At 62.2% G+C, this 16,662-nt stretch carries 19 protein-coding genes; 18 read left to right on the top strand and 1 reads right to left on the bottom strand.

Translation table 11 applies throughout. The annotated features are described in order from the left end of the window. Positions 1 to 678 carry a hypothetical protein gene (locus tag HMPREF3115_RS23355; RefSeq protein WP_070556263.1) on the bottom strand — a complete coding sequence of 226 codons (678 nt, stop codon included), beginning with the start codon at positions 676 to 678 and terminating at the stop codon, positions 1 to 3. 163 nt (positions 679 to 841) lie between these two features. On the opposite strand from HMPREF3115_RS23355, the gene HMPREF3115_RS31715 reads away from it, so the two are divergent. The 18 genes from HMPREF3115_RS31715 to HMPREF3115_RS23445 all read left to right on the top strand — a co-directional run bounded on the left by HMPREF3115_RS31715 (position 842) and on the right by HMPREF3115_RS23445 (position 16,648). After that, entirely contained in the window at positions 842 to 1,135 is a 294-nt protein-coding gene (locus HMPREF3115_RS31715; RefSeq protein WP_146608043.1) for a hypothetical protein, read from the top strand. Then, a complete protein-coding gene (locus HMPREF3115_RS30055; protein WP_175835824.1) occupies positions 1,113 to 2,183 on the top strand; it encodes a ParB N-terminal domain-containing protein in 1,071 nt (356 codons plus the stop codon). Before HMPREF3115_RS31715 ends, HMPREF3115_RS30055 begins: the two co-directional genes overlap by 23 nt. Beyond that, positions 2,176 to 3,723 carry a DEAD/DEAH box helicase family protein gene (locus HMPREF3115_RS23365; RefSeq protein ID WP_070556265.1) on the top strand — a complete coding sequence of 516 codons (1,548 nt, stop codon included), beginning with the start codon at positions 2,176 to 2,178 and terminating at the stop codon, positions 3,721 to 3,723. Before HMPREF3115_RS30055 ends, HMPREF3115_RS23365 begins: the two co-directional genes overlap by 8 nt. Then, the gene (locus tag HMPREF3115_RS23370) at positions 3,710 to 4,534 is read left to right on the top strand and encodes a toprim domain-containing protein (RefSeq protein ID WP_070556266.1); all 825 of its coding nucleotides are present in this window, start codon (positions 3,710 to 3,712) and stop codon (positions 4,532 to 4,534) included. The genes HMPREF3115_RS23365 and HMPREF3115_RS23370 overlap by 14 nt, the downstream gene beginning before the upstream one ends. Before the next feature lie 976 nt (positions 4,535 to 5,510). After that, entirely contained in the window at positions 5,511 to 5,915 is a 405-nt protein-coding gene (locus tag HMPREF3115_RS23375) for a Gp49 family protein (RefSeq protein ID WP_227747617.1), read from the top strand. A gap of 31 nt (positions 5,916 to 5,946) precedes the next feature. Then, positions 5,947 to 6,339: a MarR family transcriptional regulator gene (locus tag HMPREF3115_RS23380; protein ID WP_070556270.1), complete on the top strand. Its 393-nt coding sequence runs from the start codon at positions 5,947 to 5,949 to the stop codon at positions 6,337 to 6,339. Further along, positions 6,339 to 6,614 (top strand): hypothetical protein, encoded by a 276-nt coding sequence (locus HMPREF3115_RS23385; protein ID WP_070556271.1) that lies wholly within the window; start codon positions 6,339 to 6,341, stop codon positions 6,612 to 6,614. Before HMPREF3115_RS23380 ends, HMPREF3115_RS23385 begins: the two co-directional genes overlap by 1 nt. Continuing rightward, positions 6,590 to 6,859, top strand: a complete 270-nt coding sequence (locus tag HMPREF3115_RS23390) for a hypothetical protein (RefSeq protein ID WP_125902803.1) — start codon at positions 6,590 to 6,592, stop codon at positions 6,857 to 6,859. Before HMPREF3115_RS23385 ends, HMPREF3115_RS23390 begins: the two co-directional genes overlap by 25 nt. A gap of 6 nt (positions 6,860 to 6,865) precedes the next feature. Further along, positions 6,866 to 7,426, top strand: coding sequence for a terminase small subunit (locus HMPREF3115_RS23395; protein ID WP_070556275.1), 561 nt, complete (start codon positions 6,866 to 6,868; stop codon positions 7,424 to 7,426). After that, the gene (locus HMPREF3115_RS23400; RefSeq protein WP_006405680.1) at positions 7,419 to 7,712 is read left to right on the top strand and encodes a hypothetical protein; all 294 of its coding nucleotides are present in this window, start codon (positions 7,419 to 7,421) and stop codon (positions 7,710 to 7,712) included. The genes HMPREF3115_RS23395 and HMPREF3115_RS23400 overlap by 8 nt, the downstream gene beginning before the upstream one ends. Before the next feature lie 269 nt (positions 7,713 to 7,981). Further along, positions 7,982 to 9,259 (top strand): PBSX family phage terminase large subunit, encoded by a 1,278-nt coding sequence (locus HMPREF3115_RS23410; protein ID WP_070556315.1) that lies wholly within the window; start codon positions 7,982 to 7,984, stop codon positions 9,257 to 9,259. Then, positions 9,256 to 11,679, top strand: a complete 2,424-nt coding sequence (locus HMPREF3115_RS23415) for a portal protein (protein ID WP_070556277.1) — start codon at positions 9,256 to 9,258, stop codon at positions 11,677 to 11,679. Before HMPREF3115_RS23410 ends, HMPREF3115_RS23415 begins: the two co-directional genes overlap by 4 nt. A 13-nt stretch (positions 11,680 to 11,692) precedes the next feature. Continuing rightward, the gene (locus HMPREF3115_RS23420; protein ID WP_070556317.1) at positions 11,693 to 12,670 is read left to right on the top strand and encodes a response regulator receiver protein; all 978 of its coding nucleotides are present in this window, start codon (positions 11,693 to 11,695) and stop codon (positions 12,668 to 12,670) included. A 27-nt stretch (positions 12,671 to 12,697) separates the two neighbouring features. Beyond that, a complete protein-coding gene (locus HMPREF3115_RS23425; protein ID WP_070556279.1) occupies positions 12,698 to 13,651 on the top strand; it encodes an SU10 major capsid protein in 954 nt (317 codons plus the stop codon). A gap of 239 nt (positions 13,652 to 13,890) precedes the next feature. Beyond that, a complete protein-coding gene (locus HMPREF3115_RS23430) occupies positions 13,891 to 14,178 on the top strand; it encodes a hypothetical protein (protein WP_006405674.1) in 288 nt (95 codons plus the stop codon). Position 14,179: 1 nt separating this feature from the next. Further along, on the top strand, positions 14,180 to 14,581 hold the full coding sequence (locus HMPREF3115_RS23435) for a hypothetical protein (protein ID WP_070556281.1): 402 nt from the start codon (positions 14,180 to 14,182) through the stop codon (positions 14,579 to 14,581). Between the two features lie 76 nt (positions 14,582 to 14,657). Further along, positions 14,658 to 15,179 carry a phage adaptor protein gene (locus tag HMPREF3115_RS23440; protein WP_256276387.1) on the top strand — a complete coding sequence of 174 codons (522 nt, stop codon included), beginning with the start codon at positions 14,658 to 14,660 and terminating at the stop codon, positions 15,177 to 15,179. Beyond that, positions 15,179 to 16,648, top strand: a complete 1,470-nt coding sequence (locus HMPREF3115_RS23445) for a hypothetical protein (protein WP_070556285.1) — start codon at positions 15,179 to 15,181, stop codon at positions 16,646 to 16,648. Before HMPREF3115_RS23440 ends, HMPREF3115_RS23445 begins: the two co-directional genes overlap by 1 nt. Positions 16,649 to 16,662 lie beyond the last annotated feature (14 nt).

Here is a 16,662-nt window from a genome sequence, read left to right on the forward strand (position 1 = left end):
TCACCGGCGTGCATTGATGGGCGCTGCCTGGCCGGGAAGCTTGATATCGGTGTCACAGACGGGGCAATGCCACCAGCCGATGGCGTATTGGGTCGTCGGATGGAGGCGGAGGACGGCCTTGCGACGATCGGGGCCGTCGAAGCAGGGCTGACAGATGTAGTGCTCCGGCTCCGCCGGGACTGGATTTCCGTCATGGGTGCCAGCTGGCCGAGCGTCTGCGCGATACGCAAAACTGCCCGGAACGATTTCGAACAACGCGTAGCGTCCCTTCTCCGCGAGGGCTTCTTTAGCTTCGGCCAATTGCTTTGTGGCCTCGAAGTAGTCCTGCTGGAGCGCCAGAAGTTGGGAATTGTGCGTGAAGAGGCTGTTTTGGGCGTCCAGCAGCGAGGCATTCATCTCACTGATCTTCGCCGCCATCTGGTTGAAGTCTCGAAGGCCGAGAGCGGCTTTCCCGATGTCCTTGGCGGCGTTGATGGAAGCGACTGCGCCGCTGACGAGCGAAAGATCCATGGCAATCCCCCGGCTGCTGGTCAATTTGGTTGTAGCGATCAGGATTCTACCGCCGGGAAACCGAAATAGCCTATGGACGTCGACTGCCAATCGATGGAGGAAGAAGGAAGCCGGTTTTAAGAGGATCCCCTGCAGCAAACCGATCTGGCCGATTACCAGCGGTTCCATAACGAGGGGTTCTTTTTAAGTGATCAAAAGTAGTCCTAAGAGAAAGCGGTGACAGGATGAAGTCGAAGATCAAGCAAGCGTTGATGGCAGGATACAACTGGCGCATTTTGCCGGCGCCGGTTGTTACGTTTTTGATCCGTTCGCTGGATCTGGGGGCATATTGATGAAGCGCGATCAATTAGACGTCTCAATCGTCACCGAAATCGAGAGCCGATTCAGTTCGCATGCGGATCTGATCGGCTTGCATGTCAACGGACTTATTGGGCTGACGATCTATCGGGACAGTCAATTCGAGCTCGAATGGTCACAATCTGGCTATCCGGCTGCGCACAAGTCAATCGCCCGTACTGCGTTCAACCGCGCTGTCGATGAGCGTGTCGTACGCAGATTCCCGAATCACGCCCTTGCCAAATCTTCCCGGGATCGTCTCGAAAATGCAGCAGAAGTCGACCTCTAAACTGCTGAAGCATACGGAAATTCGCCGCGAGATTTCCCTCCAGACGCGGGCGGAGATTAATGTGTCGACCGTTGAGGAGTACAAGGAAGCACTGCAGGGCGGCGCGAAGTTTCCCCCAGTCGTCACGTTCTTCGACGGGATTTACTACTACCTCGCCGACGGCTGGCATCGGTACGAGGCGTATGTCGCTGCGCGAGTCGAGGAAATTCCGGCCGACGTTTATAAGGGCACGCGGCGGGACGCACAACTCTATGCCCTTGGCGCAAATGCGATTCATGGTCTGCGTCGCACGAACGAGGACAAGCGTCGCGCAGTATCGATGATGCTAGAGGATGCCGAGTGGGCGGCATGGAGCGATCACGAAATAGCACGTGCCTGTAAGGTATCGCAACCGTTTGTCGGGAAACTTCGCGCAGCTCTCACCGATAACGTTATCGGTGACGATGCATCTAGTCCATCCACTACGTTGCTTCGTGCATCGGTTGAGGACGGCAAACCGCGAATCTATACAACAAGGCATGGCACCGAAGCAGTGATGAAGACGGTCAATATCGGCCGTCATTCAGGGCCCCGAGGCGGAAATTCACGCGCGGATGGTAAAGCAGTAAATCACCCTTTGGCTGACAGCATCGCGGAGCTCCGCGGGTCCGCGGCATTGCGCGCGCCGGACCATCCAGCACCAGTATCGCGTGACACCGTTGAGGCCGAGCCGGAATGCGCCGCCGAAATGGCGGCGCGCACCTGCGCCGTAGATTCGAAGCGTCCGCGAACCGCCGAGTCGGCGGAAATCATCGACGAGCTGCGCGAGCAAGTCTCGACGCTTGCCGACGAGCTCGAGGAAGTTCGCGGGGAGCTCGACGCATACCGAGCGGCGGAGTCCGGCCAAGGCGAAGCGAAGCTGATTGAAGCGAGCAAGGAAATCGCGCGCCTGAAAGGCGAGATCCGGCGGTTGCAGGATCGCCGTGACGATCTCATGAACGAGAACGCCGAACTCAAGCGCGAAGTGAAGCGTCTGCGCAAGCAACTGGGGTACAAGGCAAATGGCTGACCCCATCGTTCTCCGTCCGTATCAGCTGGAATCCGTCGAGGCGCTGCGTGCCGGCATGCGCGCCGGCCATCGCGCGCAGGTGCTCATGGCGCCGACAGGCGCCGGCAAGACGGAAATCGGCGCGTATCTTTGCGATGAGGTCAACAAGAAGGGGCGGCGCGCGGCGTTCGTTGTCGATCGCGTGAACCTCGTTGACCAGACGAGTCAGCGATTCGACAAGTACGGTATCCCGCATGGCGTGATTCAAGCTGATCACTGGCGTCGCCGCGGCTACGAGCGCATCCAGATCTGTTCGGCACAGACACTCGAGAAGCGCGGATTTTTCCCGGATCTCGATTTGCTGATCGTCGACGAATGTCACGCGACGCGGCGTGAAACGACGCGCTTGATCCAAAATCGCGCAGATTTGCGCGTGATCGGCTTGAGCGCGACGCCGTTCACGAAGGGGCTGTCGCAGATCTATACGAATCTCGTCAACGTCACCACGACGAACAGGCTCATCGCCGACAACTGGCTCGTACCGCTGCAGGTGTATGCCGCTCGCGCCGTCGACATGACAGGGGCGAAGGTCGTTGCCGGCGAGTGGAGCGACAAGGAGATCGAACAGCGCGGCATGGCGATCATCGGCGACATCGTATCGGAGTGGATCGACAAGACGCGTCTTCATTTCGGCGGCCCGGTCAAGACGATCGTGTTCAGCGCAACGGTGGAGCACGGCGCCGAACTCTGCCGGCAGTTCAACGAGCAGGGGTTCAACTTCCAGCAGATCAGCTATCGCGACGGGAGCGACGAGCGACGGCGTGAGCTGATCGAAGAATTCCGCAAGCCGGACTCGGAGATTCACGGCCTCGTTTCGTGCGAAGTGTTCACGAAGGGATTCGACGTCTCGGACATTCTCTGTGGCATTGCCGCGCGTCCGTACCGCAAGAGCCTGTCTAGCCATATTCAGCAGCTCGGGCGCGTGATGCGGCCGTCGCCGGGGAAAACCTTCGGCCTGTGGCTCGACCATTGCGGAAACGCACTCCGGTTCGGCATCGACACTGCCCGGATTTTCGAACACGGCCTCGATCGCTTGGACGACGGAGATCTCGATTCGAAGGTGCGCAAGGAACCGTCGCTCGAGGAAAAGAAGCAGATCACGTGTGCCGGTTGCGGCTTTGTGTTGCCGCCGAATTGCACAGCTTGCCCCGCGTGTGGCAAGGAACGCGAGCGTCGCTCTCTGGTCGAGAACGTTGCCGGCGTGATGGAGGTTGTGAGCGCGGTCGAGAACTCGACTGCGAAGGGGCCGGATTATCTGCGCGACAAGGCCAGTGTATGGCGTCAGCTGTGCGGACTGGCGATCGAGCGCAAAAACGGCGATACGGAAAAGGCGCGCAAGTTCGCATTGGCACAGTTCAAGAGCCTGTACGGGCACTGGCCGAAGGCCGACTTCTCAGTAACCGACGTTGAGCCGCCGTCTCGCGAGCTGAAAGGGAAGGTTCAGTCACTGCTGATCAAGCGCGCGCACCAACTGGGGAGGTCGGCCAATGCGGTTCGCTGACTTCGCCGCTGCGCACGGACTCATCATCCGCGACCTGATCGCGGACGGCCGTCCCCATCGCGTACCTACCACGGACCATCCGCGTAAGCGCAACGGCGCGTACCTGTACGACGGCCGCACTGGGTGGGTTCAGAACTGGGCTGTACATGAGGCCGCGATCGCATTCCGTCCCGGTCGGGACGAGATTCGCCCGGTCGAAGTTCCGAGACGCGACATACAGGCTGAGCGGCGGCGCGATGCAGAGCGACGCGCGCAAGCGGCGCGGGAGGCGACTGACATCGTCTCGCGCTGCGAGCACGGCACGCACCCGTATCTCGCGTCCAAGGGCTTCCCTAATGAGATCGGCCTCGTCGACACCGACGGCCGGCTCGTCATTCCGATGCGGTCGGCGGACGACTACGCGCGCGTGAACAGCGTTCAGTGGATCAACGACACGGGCGAGAAGAAGTTTTTGCCCGGCGGCGCGGCGAAGGGTTCCGTATTCATGTTCGGGGCCGGCCGCGAGCACTGGTTCGTCGAGGGGTTCGCGACTGGATTGAGCGTCCGCGAAGCGCTGAACCGCTTGTACCGGCGCGCGCGCGTCGTCGTGTGTTTCTCGGCCGGCAATTTGCAGCACGTGGCGGCCTTGTTCAATGGGCCGCGGTATGTGGTCGCCGACAACGATGCGAGCGGCACCGGCGAGCGCGTCGCGCGAGCGACGGGCCTGCCGTGGACGATGCCGCCGGCCGTCGGTGACGACGCAAACGACCTGCATCAGCGTGCCGGCCTGTCGTCGGTCGTTGCGCTTCTTCGTGACCTGATCAAAAGGTGACTATGGCGCATCGCAAACATGTCCCCGTGCGCGTTCTACGAGCGTTCGCTCAAAAAATTACCGGTTGCGCCGAATCGATTGGCGAGTCGCCGGTACGTCGCGCAGCTCAGCTGCTCGAATCGCTTGGCCGCTATCCGAGAGAGGCGCACTGGGACCACCGCGAGTACCTCGATGTCTGGATTGACGAAATAACTGAACTGGCGTCCTAAGCGACGTAATCGCATGACTGGCACTCCGGGCCAGAGAAACTAAGGGCTTGAATGGGCCGCGCGGAGTTGAACACCGAGGCAGCGAATCCTCGTAAAAAAACGTTACCCACCCCGGTGCAATTCCGATGGATGTGGGCTGGTGCTGGCTGACCTTCGGGGCCGCGCTACCAGGGGACCACGGGGAAAAAGAAGCCGATACCCGTGGAAAGCGCGGATTCATGCTGGAGAAACCCTCTTCCTCGCGGAAACCCCGTGGGGGTAGGGGGGCTATTGGCTGGAGAAGTTGAGAAGTACCTCCGTAGCAAATGGCCGCACGCGCGGAGCGGGCGCCGATGCAGGAACGAGATTGAGCGTATGGCACATGCGCGGGCGTAACGCCCGACTCTGAGGGAGCGCGCCGCATCCCGTAATGTGCCGAGCGGCCGCCTGACCGGCGTAACCGGTCCTCTCACGCATGGCGATGACAGGGTTCGAATCCCGGTGTACGGGCTGAATGCCTTCGACGCGCATACGGTCGCCGTCGCCAGCCGTGAGAGCGAATGCGCCTAGCTGAGGCGACCCCGGAACATGGCCGATCCCGAGGGGTGGAAGTAACGAATATCGGGAGAAGAAGGCACCGCATTCCCTTGCCGGAGATCAGCACCGGCCGCTCTCACTATCCAATGCGGAACGCCGCGCGATCAGCCCTTTGTCAGGGTGGCCGAAAGGCCGGCGTGACACCTCGGAGAGACGGGGATTCCTACCTCACGGAGAAGACGGATATGAACATGGCAACGCAACCCGGCGCGCGCGGTGACGACGCGTCGATCGAGAACGAGATCGTCGCGAAGGGCAAGACCGCACCGCGTGTGACGCCGGACGATGTCGAGGCGGTGATCGCGGAGACGCACTACTTCACGGCCGATGATGGTGTCTACGGTGCATCGATCGTTGACGGAACGGAGAATGGCTCGACGCCTGCGCTTTCGCTGCTCACCTTCTGCGTGCTTGTGCTGCGCAACGGCTTCACCGTGACCGGCGAGAGCGCGTGCGCATCGCCCGAGAACTTCGACGCCGAGATCGGCCGCAAGATCGCGCGCCAGAACGCGATCGCGAAGATCTGGTCGCTCGAGGGGTACTTGTCGAAGCAGCGCCTGTACGAGTACAACCGGCCGGCCGAAGTCCAGTCCTGACGCGGCGGTGTCATTCACATCTGGGGGATCGATGTCGAACCTGACCTACAAAATCATGTCGTTCATGCGCACGGCCGAAATGCCGCTCGGGAGCGGCGTGCTTGCGCGGTTCATCGAGGCCGATCGCGATGCGGTGCAGCGAGCAGTTCCGCGGCTCGTCGCGAAGGGGTTCCTGACTCGCGTCGAGGGTGAGGGATACCCAAAGTACACGTGCACGGTCGAGCAGTTCAATCGGTATCTCGCGACGGCGCCGGTGCGCACGATGGCGCAGATGGAGCAGCAGCCGGACAACATCATTTCGCGCAAGCTGAAGTTCCTCGAACTGGTGAACCGTGGGATCTATCAGGGCAATCCGGTGCTGAACGAGATCATCGCGGACTATCGCGAGCTGCGCCGGCGCCAAGCGTTGCTGGAGGAGGCGTGATGGACGATCGCGATTTTGAGGCTAGGCGTCGCGAGCTCGCAGATGCTCAAAAGGCGTGGGTTGATCAGGTGTTGAGCGTCGAGCCGCCGCAATTGCCGACGAGGCTTCAGGGGCTCGCGCGCGTGATCCAACTGCGCGAGGGCAACCCCATCGTCGAGCGGTTTCACGATGAGGTGCTGCGGTTGATGATGGAGGACCGCTTCGCGTCTCTCGGTACGGTCGAGGTGGTCGGCGCACTCGAATACGTGAAATGGAATCTGATCAACCGGAGCTGATGATGCGCAGTCTTTTCTACTGTGACGAGCGCGCTTTTGTCGTGAACGAGGGCGGCTACGGGGCGACGCTGACGATTTTCAGGCAACGTTGCAGGAGAGCGGTGCGCGTGTGGATCGGCTATCCGCCGGTGCTGGCCGTAGAGGTGATCGTCGCGCTCGCTCCGCGGTTCTCGTTGATCGTGCGCGCGGAGGAGCGCTGCACGTGGCGCAAGTTGCGCGTCCTAATGCGGCTTGGGAAAGAGTGAGGGCACATGAGAGGGAAGGCCAAGAAGCTGAGCGCGAAGCATCAGCGTTTCGTCGACGAATACCTGATCGACCTGAACGCGACGAAGGCCGCTGAACGTGCGGGATACAGCAAACGCACGGCCGGCCAGATCGGATTCGAGTTGTTGAAAAAACCTGAAATTGCGGAAGCAATCTCCGAAGCGATGAAGGCGCGCGAGCAACGCACCGGGATCACGCAGGATCGTGTGCTGCGGGAACTGGCGCGCATCGCGTTTTTCGACCCGCGCAAGCTGTTCGATGCAGACGGCCGACCGCTGCCCATCAGCGAACTCGACGACGACACCGCGGCGGCGATCGCTGGCCTCGACGTGTTCGAGGAATACGAAGGGAGCGGCGAGGACCGCGCGCTGAGCGGGTACACGAAGAAGTACAAAATCCTCGACAAGAACACGGCGCTCACGAACGCAATGAAGCACCTCGGGATGCTGCGCGAGAAGGTCGATCTTGGCCTGCCAGCCGGCGGGTCGCTGTTGCGCGTCGAGTTCGTCGAGGCAGGCAAGCAGGCACAGGGAGAGACGCATGAATGAGGGACGTTGGCGAGAAGAGCAGGCGCGCGGCCGTCGCGCTGCCGAAATTCTGGAAGACGAAGTGCTGATCAGCGCACTGAACGAGGTCGAGGAAGAGGCGATTTCCGATTGGCGAAGTGGCGACGATCCGCAGTCGACTGTAGCGTTGAATGCATGGCATCGACTGCAAGCGCTTGAAGCGATCAAGGTCAAGCTGCGGTCGATCGTGGATACCGGCCTGATGGCCGCGCAGTCATTGGAGAACGCGAAGAATGGGACGGCCCGGACGCCCCCGCAAGAACGCTGATTCGTCGCCTGCAGCACCTGCTGTCGAGGCGATCGAAAGCGCGTCGGCAGCACAAAACCCTCCCATTTCCCCCGCTAGTTGGGGGACTTTCCGCACCTTCGTCAAAGAGCACGGCCAGACCATCGCGCGTGCTCGTTTCCCTTCTCCGCCTGAGCCGGTGATTCACACGATCTGGCGTGGTATTCCGGTGCTCGATGGCGCGCCGGCGGTGCTTCGCGATTCGGGCGTGTGGGAGCAGTATGCCGGCGCCGACGCGTAACGAGATTCGGATGCAGATGCCCGCGTGGTCGCGGGTGCTTTTCGAGCCGCAGTGGCGCTTCATCAGCGTCCGCGGCGGCCGCGGTTCGGGCAAGACGGTCAACTTCGCGCGTGCGCTGCTGATTCGTGCGACGCAGAAGCCGTTGCGCGTGCTCTGCACGCGTGAAGTGCAGGACTCGATCAAGGAATCGGTCTACGCGACGCTGGTGTCCGAGATGAAGAAGATGGGCCTCGAGTCGCACTTCGATGTGCTGTCCAACGAGATCCGTCCGAAGCTTGGCGGGGCGTTCATCTTCCGCGGCTTGAGCGACATGACGGCCGACAACGTGAAGTCGCTCGCCGACATCGACATTGCGTGGGTCGAGGAAGCGCAGACGATCACGGAGAACAGCTTTCGAAAGCTGACGCCGTCGATCCGCGCGCCGGGCTCGCAGATCTGGCTGTCGTGGAACCCGGAGCTCGAGACGGACTTTATCTACCAGAAGGTTGTGATCGAGGGGCTGCCGAACTGCGCGAGCCTGTTCGTCAACTTCGATCAGAACCCGTGGTTCCCGGACGAACTGCGGCTCGAAGAGCGGGACATGAAGGGCAAGGATCCCGACATGCACCGCCACGTGTGGCTCGGGATGCCGTTGCCGGCCGTCGCCGGCGCGATCTACTTCAACGAGATCTCTCAGATGGAGAGCGAGGGTCGGCTGCTGAACATCCCGATCGACGACGGGCTGAACACCTACATCATCATGGACTTGGGCTTCAACGACTTCACGTCGTGCCCGGTGGTGCAGCAGGTGGGAGGCGAGTTCCGGATCGTGGATTTCTTCGAGAACCGCCGAAAACCGCTGAGCTGGTTCAGCGAGCAGTTCATCGAGGCCGGCTACGAAGGGGCGATCGTGGTCATGCCGCACGACGCCGAGCATGAGCGTCTCGACAGCGATGGCGTCTCGATGAAAGCCAAGATGCAGGCGCTCGGATGGGAAGTCGAGATTGCCGCGAACATGCCTGTCGAGGCCGGCATACGACTCGTTCGCGAGATGCTGCCGCGGACGTTTATCGACAAGACACGCTGCGGCCCGCGCACGTACTCCGATGGCACAAAAACCGTCGGCCTGATCGAGCACATGAAGCGCTACCAGCGCACGAAGGCGGGCCATCCGCTGCACGACGAGCATTCGCATGCGAACGATGGCGTGCGATACGTCGCCGTTCATGCGCCGCAGATGCACAACAACCGCACCGGGTGGGGCGGTGAATTGAACTACCCGAAACTGACATTGGGATCGAGGCGATGAATCAGGACGAACTCATGAATCAGGTGGGGATGGCGATGATGCCAGACACCAACCCGTCGGACGTCGCAATGGTGCCGGCGCCTGTGCAGGTCGTCGAGTCGATCGGCTCGGACGATGAGCCGCGCGGTGCCAACCGCATGAGCGACGAAACGATTTCGTCGATTCTCGACGCGCACATCCGCAGTGCGGAAGACTGGGTCGGAAGCGAGATTCAGCAGCAGCAGGCGAAGGCGATGGAATACTACTTCGGCGAGCCTGAAGGCGATCTGGCGCCGCCGAAAGTCGAAGACCGATCCGACATCGTCGATACCGTCGTGAGCGATCAGATCGAGTGGCTGATGCCGACGCTGATGGAGATCTTCTACGCGAGCGGCGATCCTGTGCGGTTCACGCCGAACAGGCCCGGCGACGAAGACGCGGCCGACCAGATGACGATGGTCGTGAATCACGTCGTGAACGTGCAGAACCCCGGTTTCCAGATCTTCGAAGACTGGTTCAAGTCGGCGTTGCTCAGCAAGGTCGGTATCGTGAAGGCGTGGTGGCAGGTCGAAACGACCGACACGCGGGAGACGTATCAGGCGCTCACCGACATTCAGCTCGCGATCCTGACGCAGGATCCGGATGTCGTCGTGACGAGCGTCGAAAGCTTCGTCGATCCGCAGGCCGAGCGGGCCGCGATGGACCAGTACCAGCAGCAGGTTCAGCTGTATCAGGCGCAACAGGCCGGCCAGCAGTTGCCGCCGGGCCCGGATGGTTCGCCGGCTCCGCAGCTGCTGCCGCCTCAACCGATCAACCTCGAGCAACTGCCGCGGCTGCACAACGTCGTGCTGACGCGTTCGAAGAAGGCCGGGCATGTCGCGATCGAGGCCGTGATGCCCGAGGATTTTCTTGTGTCGGCGCGATCGCGGCGCGTGCGCGACGGCTTCTGTGCGCATCGCGTGCGCAAAACGCTGTCGGATCTGAAGGCGGAAGGCTACGAAAACGTCGAGCTGATCGATTCGGAGCCGAATGCCGTGGCCGCCGACCTCTCGGAACTCGCGCTCGCGCGCCAGAACGAGCAAAACCGCGTGGTGATGAATGCGCTCGACGATGGATTCGGCGACGAGTCGCAGCGCGAGGTCGAGCTGTACGAGTGCTACCTCCCGATCGACGTCGACGGTGACGGGATCTCCGAGTGGCGCAAGATCACGAAGGCCGGGAACGCGATCCTCGATAACGAGGTGGTCGACGGGCCGCCGTTCGCGCTGGTCAGCCCGATCTCGATTCCGGGTCTGCTCATCGGGCGATCAATCGCGGATCTCGCTATGCCGATCCAGCGCATCAAGACAAAATTTCTGCGCGGCCTCGACGACAACATGCAGATCCAGATCAACGGGCGCGTCGGGCTCGTCGATGGGAAGGTCAACGTCAACGACTGGATGGACAACCGTCCGGGCGGCGGTGTGCGCATCAAGAGCGCGGACGCGATCGTTCCAATCAAACAGGGTCTGCCCGATATTGCTGGCGCGATGCAGCTGCTGCAGTACGTCGATGCCATGTCGCAGGAGCGCACCGGCATCACGAAGTACAGCCAAGGGCTCGACGCTGACACGCTGAATCACACGGCAGACGGCATCAAGCGGATCACGGCGCGGGCCGACCTCCGCGTGAAGATGATCGCGCGCAAGTTCGCCGAAACGGGCGTGACGGACCTGTTCCGCTTGATCCAGAAGCTGCTGATGCAGCACCAAGACAAGCCGATGTCGATTGCCCTGAGCAAGGGCAAATGGGTCGACATCGACCCGCGCGTGTGGCGGAACGAGTATTCGATGAAGGTCGTCGTCGGCACCGGGACCGGCGATATGACCGAGCGCGTCGCGCACCTCACGCAGTTGTTCGGCATGCAGCAGACGCTCGCGCAGAGCCCCAATCCGCAGATTGCCGGCATGGTCACGCCGCAGAACCTGCAACGAACGGTTCACGAGATCGTGAAGGCGCTGCAGCTCGGCGAGCCGTCGATGTTCGTGTCCGATCCGCCGCCTCCGCCGCCGGCGCCCCCTGCGCCGCCGCCCGATCCGCAAGCCCAGCTCATCGCCGGTCAGATTCAGGTCGAGCGCGAAAAGGCGCATCTGAAGCAGCAGACGGACGCCGCGAAGATCGAGCTCGATGCGCGCCTGCAGACGGAACACGAACGGCTGCTCGATGCGCGCGAACGCGACGTTGCCGCGCAAAAGCTCGCATGGGAGCGGGAGAAGTTCTACGCCTCGCTGGCGGCCGAGCGCGAACGCGCTGCGTTCAGCGCGAAGATCACCGATCCGTCGGTCGAGCGCGCGATGAATGACTCGATTCAGCAGGACCAGCAGCAGGAGCAAGCGCAAGCACTCGCCGACCAAGAGCGCATTGCGTGGGCGCAGATGAACAACGGCGGCCAACCGGCCTAACAAGGAGAAGATGATGGATGAAGAACTCAACGGTGGCGCACTGGTTGATCTCGCCGGTGCATTCGATGCTCTCGACGGCGACGCCGAGGCCGACAACAACGGCAACACCGATCCCGGAAACAGCCATTTCGTGGACGATCCGCGGGCCGGTGACGCGGAAAGTCCCGCAGGCGAGGGTGAACAGCTTGACCTGTCCACTGACGCCGATCAGCATCAGAACGGCGATGATCCGGAAGGTGACGACCCGGTTTTCGAGATTCCGGTCGGCGACGGCCAGAAGGTTTCGAAGAAGCTGTCGGAACTGATTGCGGACGCATCGAAGTATCACGGCGCAAACCGGAAGTTCGAGGAAGCCGCCGCTATCCGAAAGGACGCGGAACAGAAGCTGGCACAGCTGCCGGAGCGCGAAAAGCAGCTCGGCATCGTGCTTGAGCATTACATCCGGGCACACGAAGCCCTGATGGCAGAACAGCAGCCCAACTGGGAGCGCCTGCTGGCGGAAAACCCGACCGAATACGTTCGGGCCCGTCACGCTTGGGAGGCTCGCCAGCGGCAAATGCTGGAAGCACGTCAGGTGCAAGAAGTGCTCGCGCAGCGCAACGCTGAAGCTGAAGCGGTATCCAAACGGCGGCGTCTGGATGAGGCTCAAACGAAGCTCATTCAGGCCAACCCGACCTGGGCGGACCCGAAGAAGGCAGAGGAAGGCGCACGGGCGATTGATCAGTATCTCGAGTCGCAGGGCATTCCGGCAAACGTCCGGAGCAATATCGACTCGGCAGAGGTGCTGCTGATCGCTCAGAAGGCGATGCTGTACGACCAAGCCATCGCCCGACAAAAAGCGGCACAGCAGGGCGGCAATCAGCCGGTCCCGCGTGTCGCGCGTCCGGGTCCGGCGCGAACGACGACGAAGACGCAGCAGGCGCGAGCCAATGCGGAAAAGGCGTTTGCGGCAGACCCCTCTGAAAAAACGCTCGCGAACTTCTTCATGTAAGGGCGCGGCAAGCTGAAAGGGTGAATCATGCCTGCCAATACCTACACCACGTATACCGCGGTCGGCAACCGCGAAGACCTCATCAACAAGGTCTTCCAGATCTCGCCGACCGACACTCCGTTCACGTCGGCAATCGAGAAAACCGACGCCGAGGCCGTCTACCACGAATGGCAGACGGATTCGCTGCGGGCGCCGACCGACAGCAACGCAGCCGTCGAAGGCGCCGATGCGACGTACAACGAGCAGGATCCGACCAAGCGGATCGGCAACCGCTGCCAGATCGTGCAGGACACGTTCAGCGTGTCGGGCACGCAAGAATCGGTGAAGCGCGCGGGCCCGAAGGAAGTCGCGCGTCTGTCGGCAAAGAAGGCGATCGAGCTCAAGAAAGACATCGAAGCGACGTCGCTGGTGAGCGGCGCGGCCGTGGTCGGTTCGAAGACCGTCGCACGCAAGATGCGCGGTGTGAAGGGCTGGTGCGAGACGAACTTCCTCGGCGGCGCCGGTGCGGCCGCGCCGGATCCGGACAACAACACGCCCCCGGTCGCCGGCACCGCACGCCCGTTCACCGAGGATCTGCTGAAAGAAGCGCTGCGGCTGGCCTATGAGGCCGGCGGCAACGTGACGCAGGTGCACATGCGTCCGGTCGACAAGCAGCGTGCGTCGGGATTCGCGGGCAATGCGACCCGCATGGAGTCGGTCAACGGTACGGGCAAGACGGCCGTGCTGCAGACGTCGTACTCGATCTACGCGTCGGACTTCGGCAACGTCGCGATGATCCCGAACCGCGTTATGTCGGCCGTGAACGACACGGCGGTGTATGCGATCGATCCGTCGATGTGGGCGCTCGCGACGCTGCGCGGGTTCGAGAAGGAAGAACTCGCGAAGGTCGGCGACGCCCGCAACTGGCAGATCACGTGGGAAGGGACGCTGGAAGCGCGGAACGAAGCGAGTTCGGCGCAGATCCGCGACCTCGCGGCGTGACAGTCGGGCGGCCCTGCGGGGCCGTCCTTCGTTGGAGATCGATCATCATGAAAGCAAGCGGGAAGATGGTAATCGGATCGCCGAAGGCGGCGGCCGCCGCCGCGGCGAAAGGCGCGCGAGCATCGGCTGCGCCGAAAGCGCCGGCTATGAAGACGTCCACGACGCGGACGCCGACACAGTCGCTCAGCCTCGGCGGAAAGAAGCCGACGCCGGGCGTCAAGCTCGGGAACCACTGAACCATGATCGAGACGCGCGTTCACATCGATCCGGATCGCGATCAGACGATTGTCGAGCGGGTCGGCCATTTCGACGGCTTGCTCGATCTGACCGCGGCGATGCGCAACGAGGGCATTCACGGCTCGAGCGAAATGCGACATGTCGCGGAGATCCCGGGCGTGATCATCGAGTCGTATTGCAATACGCACGGCATCACGTTTCAGGAATTCATGGGCGACCCGAAGCACATCAAAGCCATCTGCAACGATCCGGACCTGTCGTATTTCCGGGTCGCACCTGGACGAGTCTGACATGTTCATTCTGCAAAAATCGGTTGCTCTGCACGGCGTCGACGCTCTGACCGCGGATCTCGGATTCGCCGGCCAGATCGCGCTCGACGACGCAACTGGCGACCGCTACGCCAAGATCGGCGCCGCATGGGTCAAAGTGGCGGACGGTGCCGGAAATCCGGTGACGCCGCCCGTGTCCGGCCAGATCACGCTCAAGAACTCGTCGGGTACTGTCTCGCGCACGCTCACCGCGACGAACGGTGTCGCGACGCTGGCGGCCACTGACGCGCTGGTGACGAACGGCGCCACGATCACGCTGCAGAAGTCGGACGGCGCGACGTCGGCCGGCAACGCGGGCCTGAACAGCCCGGCGACCGCGGCAGTCGCGAACGGCGTCGTTACGGCAGTCAAGGCGGCGGCGTAACATGAGCATCGCTTCCTATAGCGAACTTCAGTCGGTCATGAAACGCTGGCTGAAGCGAAATGATCTTTCCGATTTGATGCCGGACTTCATTATGCTGGCCGAGCAGCACTTCAATCGGAAGATCTTTACGCGAGCTCGCCGCGCGACGTTTCAATTCACGCCGTCGAAGTTCACGGTCGATTTGCCGCCGGACTGGGACCGCCTTATCGCGGTGTATTACGGCGGCCGTCCGCTGAAACAGCATGCGATCGGCGAGGAATCGGCCTATGCGGGCGGACAGGCGCAGTTGATGATCGGCGGTTTCCAGATCAACGGCGACACGCTGGCGTTCGGCGCTGATCAGCTCGGGCAGGTGCTGCGGATCGATTACTACACGGTGATCGAGCCGCTTTCGGACACGAACGAATCGAACTGGCTGCTCGAGGATGCGCCGGACATTTACCTGTTCGGCGCGCTCCACGAAGCAGCTATGTACGTGCGCGATGACGCGCGCGCGACGCTGTGGATGCAGAAACGCGATCTCGCGATCGATGAGCTGACGACCGAAGACGATGCGGCGAAGGCGGCAGATCAGCCGCTCGTCATGCGGAGTTCGTAATGGCCGCAACGATCCCCTTTCGCGGTTTTACGCCTAGCGTAGACCCGACGACGCCGGGCGCAATCGTCGACTGCACGAACATGGTGCCGACGTTGCGCGGCATGCGCGCAGCACCGACGCCGTCGCCGATCAGCACCGATCCGTTTCCGGATGCGGTCACGGGCGGTGCGACGTGCGAGCTGTTGTCCGGCTCGTATCGCACGATCATCGGCACGTCGACGAAGCTGTACGAGGTGCTGCAGGACACGCACATCGATGTGTCGGGTATGGAGTACACGGGCGGTGCGAATCGCTGGCGCTTCGCCCAGTTCGGGAATGCGACGCTCGCCGTGAACGGAGCCGGCGCGAATCCGCTTCAGCAGTCGATCAGCGTCGGCGCATTTTCGTCGATTGACGGCGCGCCGAGCGCGGCGATCGTGGAGGTCGTTCAGGGTTTCGTGTTCTTACTCGACACAACGGACGCGACGGATGGTCATCGGCCGAACGGCTGGTTTTGCAGCGGCATCTATGACCAGACCGTGTGGACGCCGAGCCAAGCGACACAGTGCGCGAAGGGCGCAATCATCGATACACCGGGCAAAATCACGGCCGGCCGCGCGCTCGGCACGAATATCGTCGTCTACAAGAAATCGTCGATGTTCTACGGCTCGTATCAGGGGCCGCCGATCATTTGGGCGATGAACCAGATTTCGCCTATCGTCGGGACGCCGTGTCAGGAGGCCGTCGTCGCTATCGGAACGCGGCACGTGTTCCTCGGCAGCGATGCGCAGGTATATCAGTACGACGGCGCGACCGTAACGCCGATCGGCGACGAAGTGCACGAATGGCTCGCGGCGAGCTGGTCGCAGCTATATCGCGAGCGTGTCGAGAGTTATCACGACAAAGAGAACTCTCTCGTCTACTGGTACTTCTGCTCGACCAACTCGACCGATGGGAATCCGGACAAGTGCCTCGTTCTGAATTATCTGACGGGCAAGTTCGGCCGCGCGGACGCGAAGGTCGAGGCGTCGGTGGTGTTTATCAGCGGGCAAATCACGTGGGATGGCCTTGGCGAGCTGCCCGGTGTTTCGACGTGGAGCACGCTGCCGAAGATCCCGTACAACTCGTCATTCTGGGTGCAGGCGTCGGAGATTCCGGCGATCGTCGACACGAATCATCGGCTGCAGTCGCTGTCCGGCGTGTCGGAGAGCAGTTCGCTCACTACGGGCTGGTTCGGCGATGACTACGACTACATGTACGTTCAGGGCATCGTGCCGCGGTTCGCGGCCCGGCCGAAGACGTGCACCGGTGCCGCGCGCACGCTGACCTCGCTCGGTGGGGAGCCGGACGCGGCAACGCTGGGCGACTTGCTCGACGGCGAGCTCGCGGCGGACTTCTCGTGCCGCTATGCGCAGGTCACGTTCAATTTCACGGGCAATCACGAAATCCTCGGCGCCGTGCCGCGGATCGTGAGCGCGGGGAGCATCTGATGCGACTGCGTGCG

This window comes from Burkholderia sp. HMSC10F09, assembly GCF_001806955.1.
Classification (GTDB): domain Bacteria; phylum Pseudomonadota; class Gammaproteobacteria; order Burkholderiales; family Burkholderiaceae; genus Burkholderia; species Burkholderia multivorans.

Bases quoted from the DNA above. Each gene is read 5' to 3' on its own strand.
- HMPREF3115_RS23420 (WP_070556317.1), top strand. From the start codon at position 11,693: ATGGATGAAGAACTCAACGGTGGCGCACTGGTTGATCTCGCCGGTGCA.
- HMPREF3115_RS23410 (WP_070556315.1), top strand. From the start codon at position 7,982: ATGCAGATGCCCGCGTGGTCGCGGGTGCTTTTCGAGCCGCAGTGGCGC.
- HMPREF3115_RS23385 (WP_070556271.1), top strand. From the start codon at position 6,339: ATGGACGATCGCGATTTTGAGGCTAGGCGTCGCGAGCTCGCAGATGCT.
- HMPREF3115_RS23400 (WP_006405680.1), top strand. From the start codon at position 7,419: ATGAATGAGGGACGTTGGCGAGAAGAGCAGGCGCGCGGCCGTCGCGCT.
- HMPREF3115_RS31715 (WP_146608043.1), top strand. From the start codon at position 842: ATGAAGCGCGATCAATTAGACGTCTCAATCGTCACCGAAATCGAGAGC.
- HMPREF3115_RS23390 (WP_125902803.1), top strand. From the start codon at position 6,590: ATGGAATCTGATCAACCGGAGCTGATGATGCGCAGTCTTTTCTACTGT.
- HMPREF3115_RS23430 (WP_006405674.1), top strand. From the start codon at position 13,891: ATGATCGAGACGCGCGTTCACATCGATCCGGATCGCGATCAGACGATT.
- HMPREF3115_RS23375 (WP_227747617.1), top strand. From the start codon at position 5,511: ATGGCAACGCAACCCGGCGCGCGCGGTGACGACGCGTCGATCGAGAAC.
- HMPREF3115_RS23425 (WP_070556279.1), top strand. From the start codon at position 12,698: ATGCCTGCCAATACCTACACCACGTATACCGCGGTCGGCAACCGCGAA.
- HMPREF3115_RS23445 (WP_070556285.1), top strand. From the start codon at position 15,179: ATGGCCGCAACGATCCCCTTTCGCGGTTTTACGCCTAGCGTAGACCCG.
- HMPREF3115_RS23395 (WP_070556275.1), top strand. From the start codon at position 6,866: ATGAGAGGGAAGGCCAAGAAGCTGAGCGCGAAGCATCAGCGTTTCGTC.
- HMPREF3115_RS23435 (WP_070556281.1), top strand. From the start codon at position 14,180: ATGTTCATTCTGCAAAAATCGGTTGCTCTGCACGGCGTCGACGCTCTG.
- HMPREF3115_RS23415 (WP_070556277.1), top strand. From the start codon at position 9,256: ATGAATCAGGACGAACTCATGAATCAGGTGGGGATGGCGATGATGCCA.
- HMPREF3115_RS23380 (WP_070556270.1), top strand. From the start codon at position 5,947: ATGTCGAACCTGACCTACAAAATCATGTCGTTCATGCGCACGGCCGAA.
- HMPREF3115_RS30055 (WP_175835824.1), top strand. From the start codon at position 1,113: ATGCAGCAGAAGTCGACCTCTAAACTGCTGAAGCATACGGAAATTCGC.
- HMPREF3115_RS23370 (WP_070556266.1), top strand. From the start codon at position 3,710: ATGCGGTTCGCTGACTTCGCCGCTGCGCACGGACTCATCATCCGCGAC.
- HMPREF3115_RS23355 (WP_070556263.1), bottom strand. From the start codon at position 678: ATGGAACCGCTGGTAATCGGCCAGATCGGTTTGCTGCAGGGGATCCTC.
- HMPREF3115_RS23440 (WP_256276387.1), top strand. From the start codon at position 14,658: ATGCCGGACTTCATTATGCTGGCCGAGCAGCACTTCAATCGGAAGATC.
- HMPREF3115_RS23365 (WP_070556265.1), top strand. From the start codon at position 2,176: ATGGCTGACCCCATCGTTCTCCGTCCGTATCAGCTGGAATCCGTCGAG.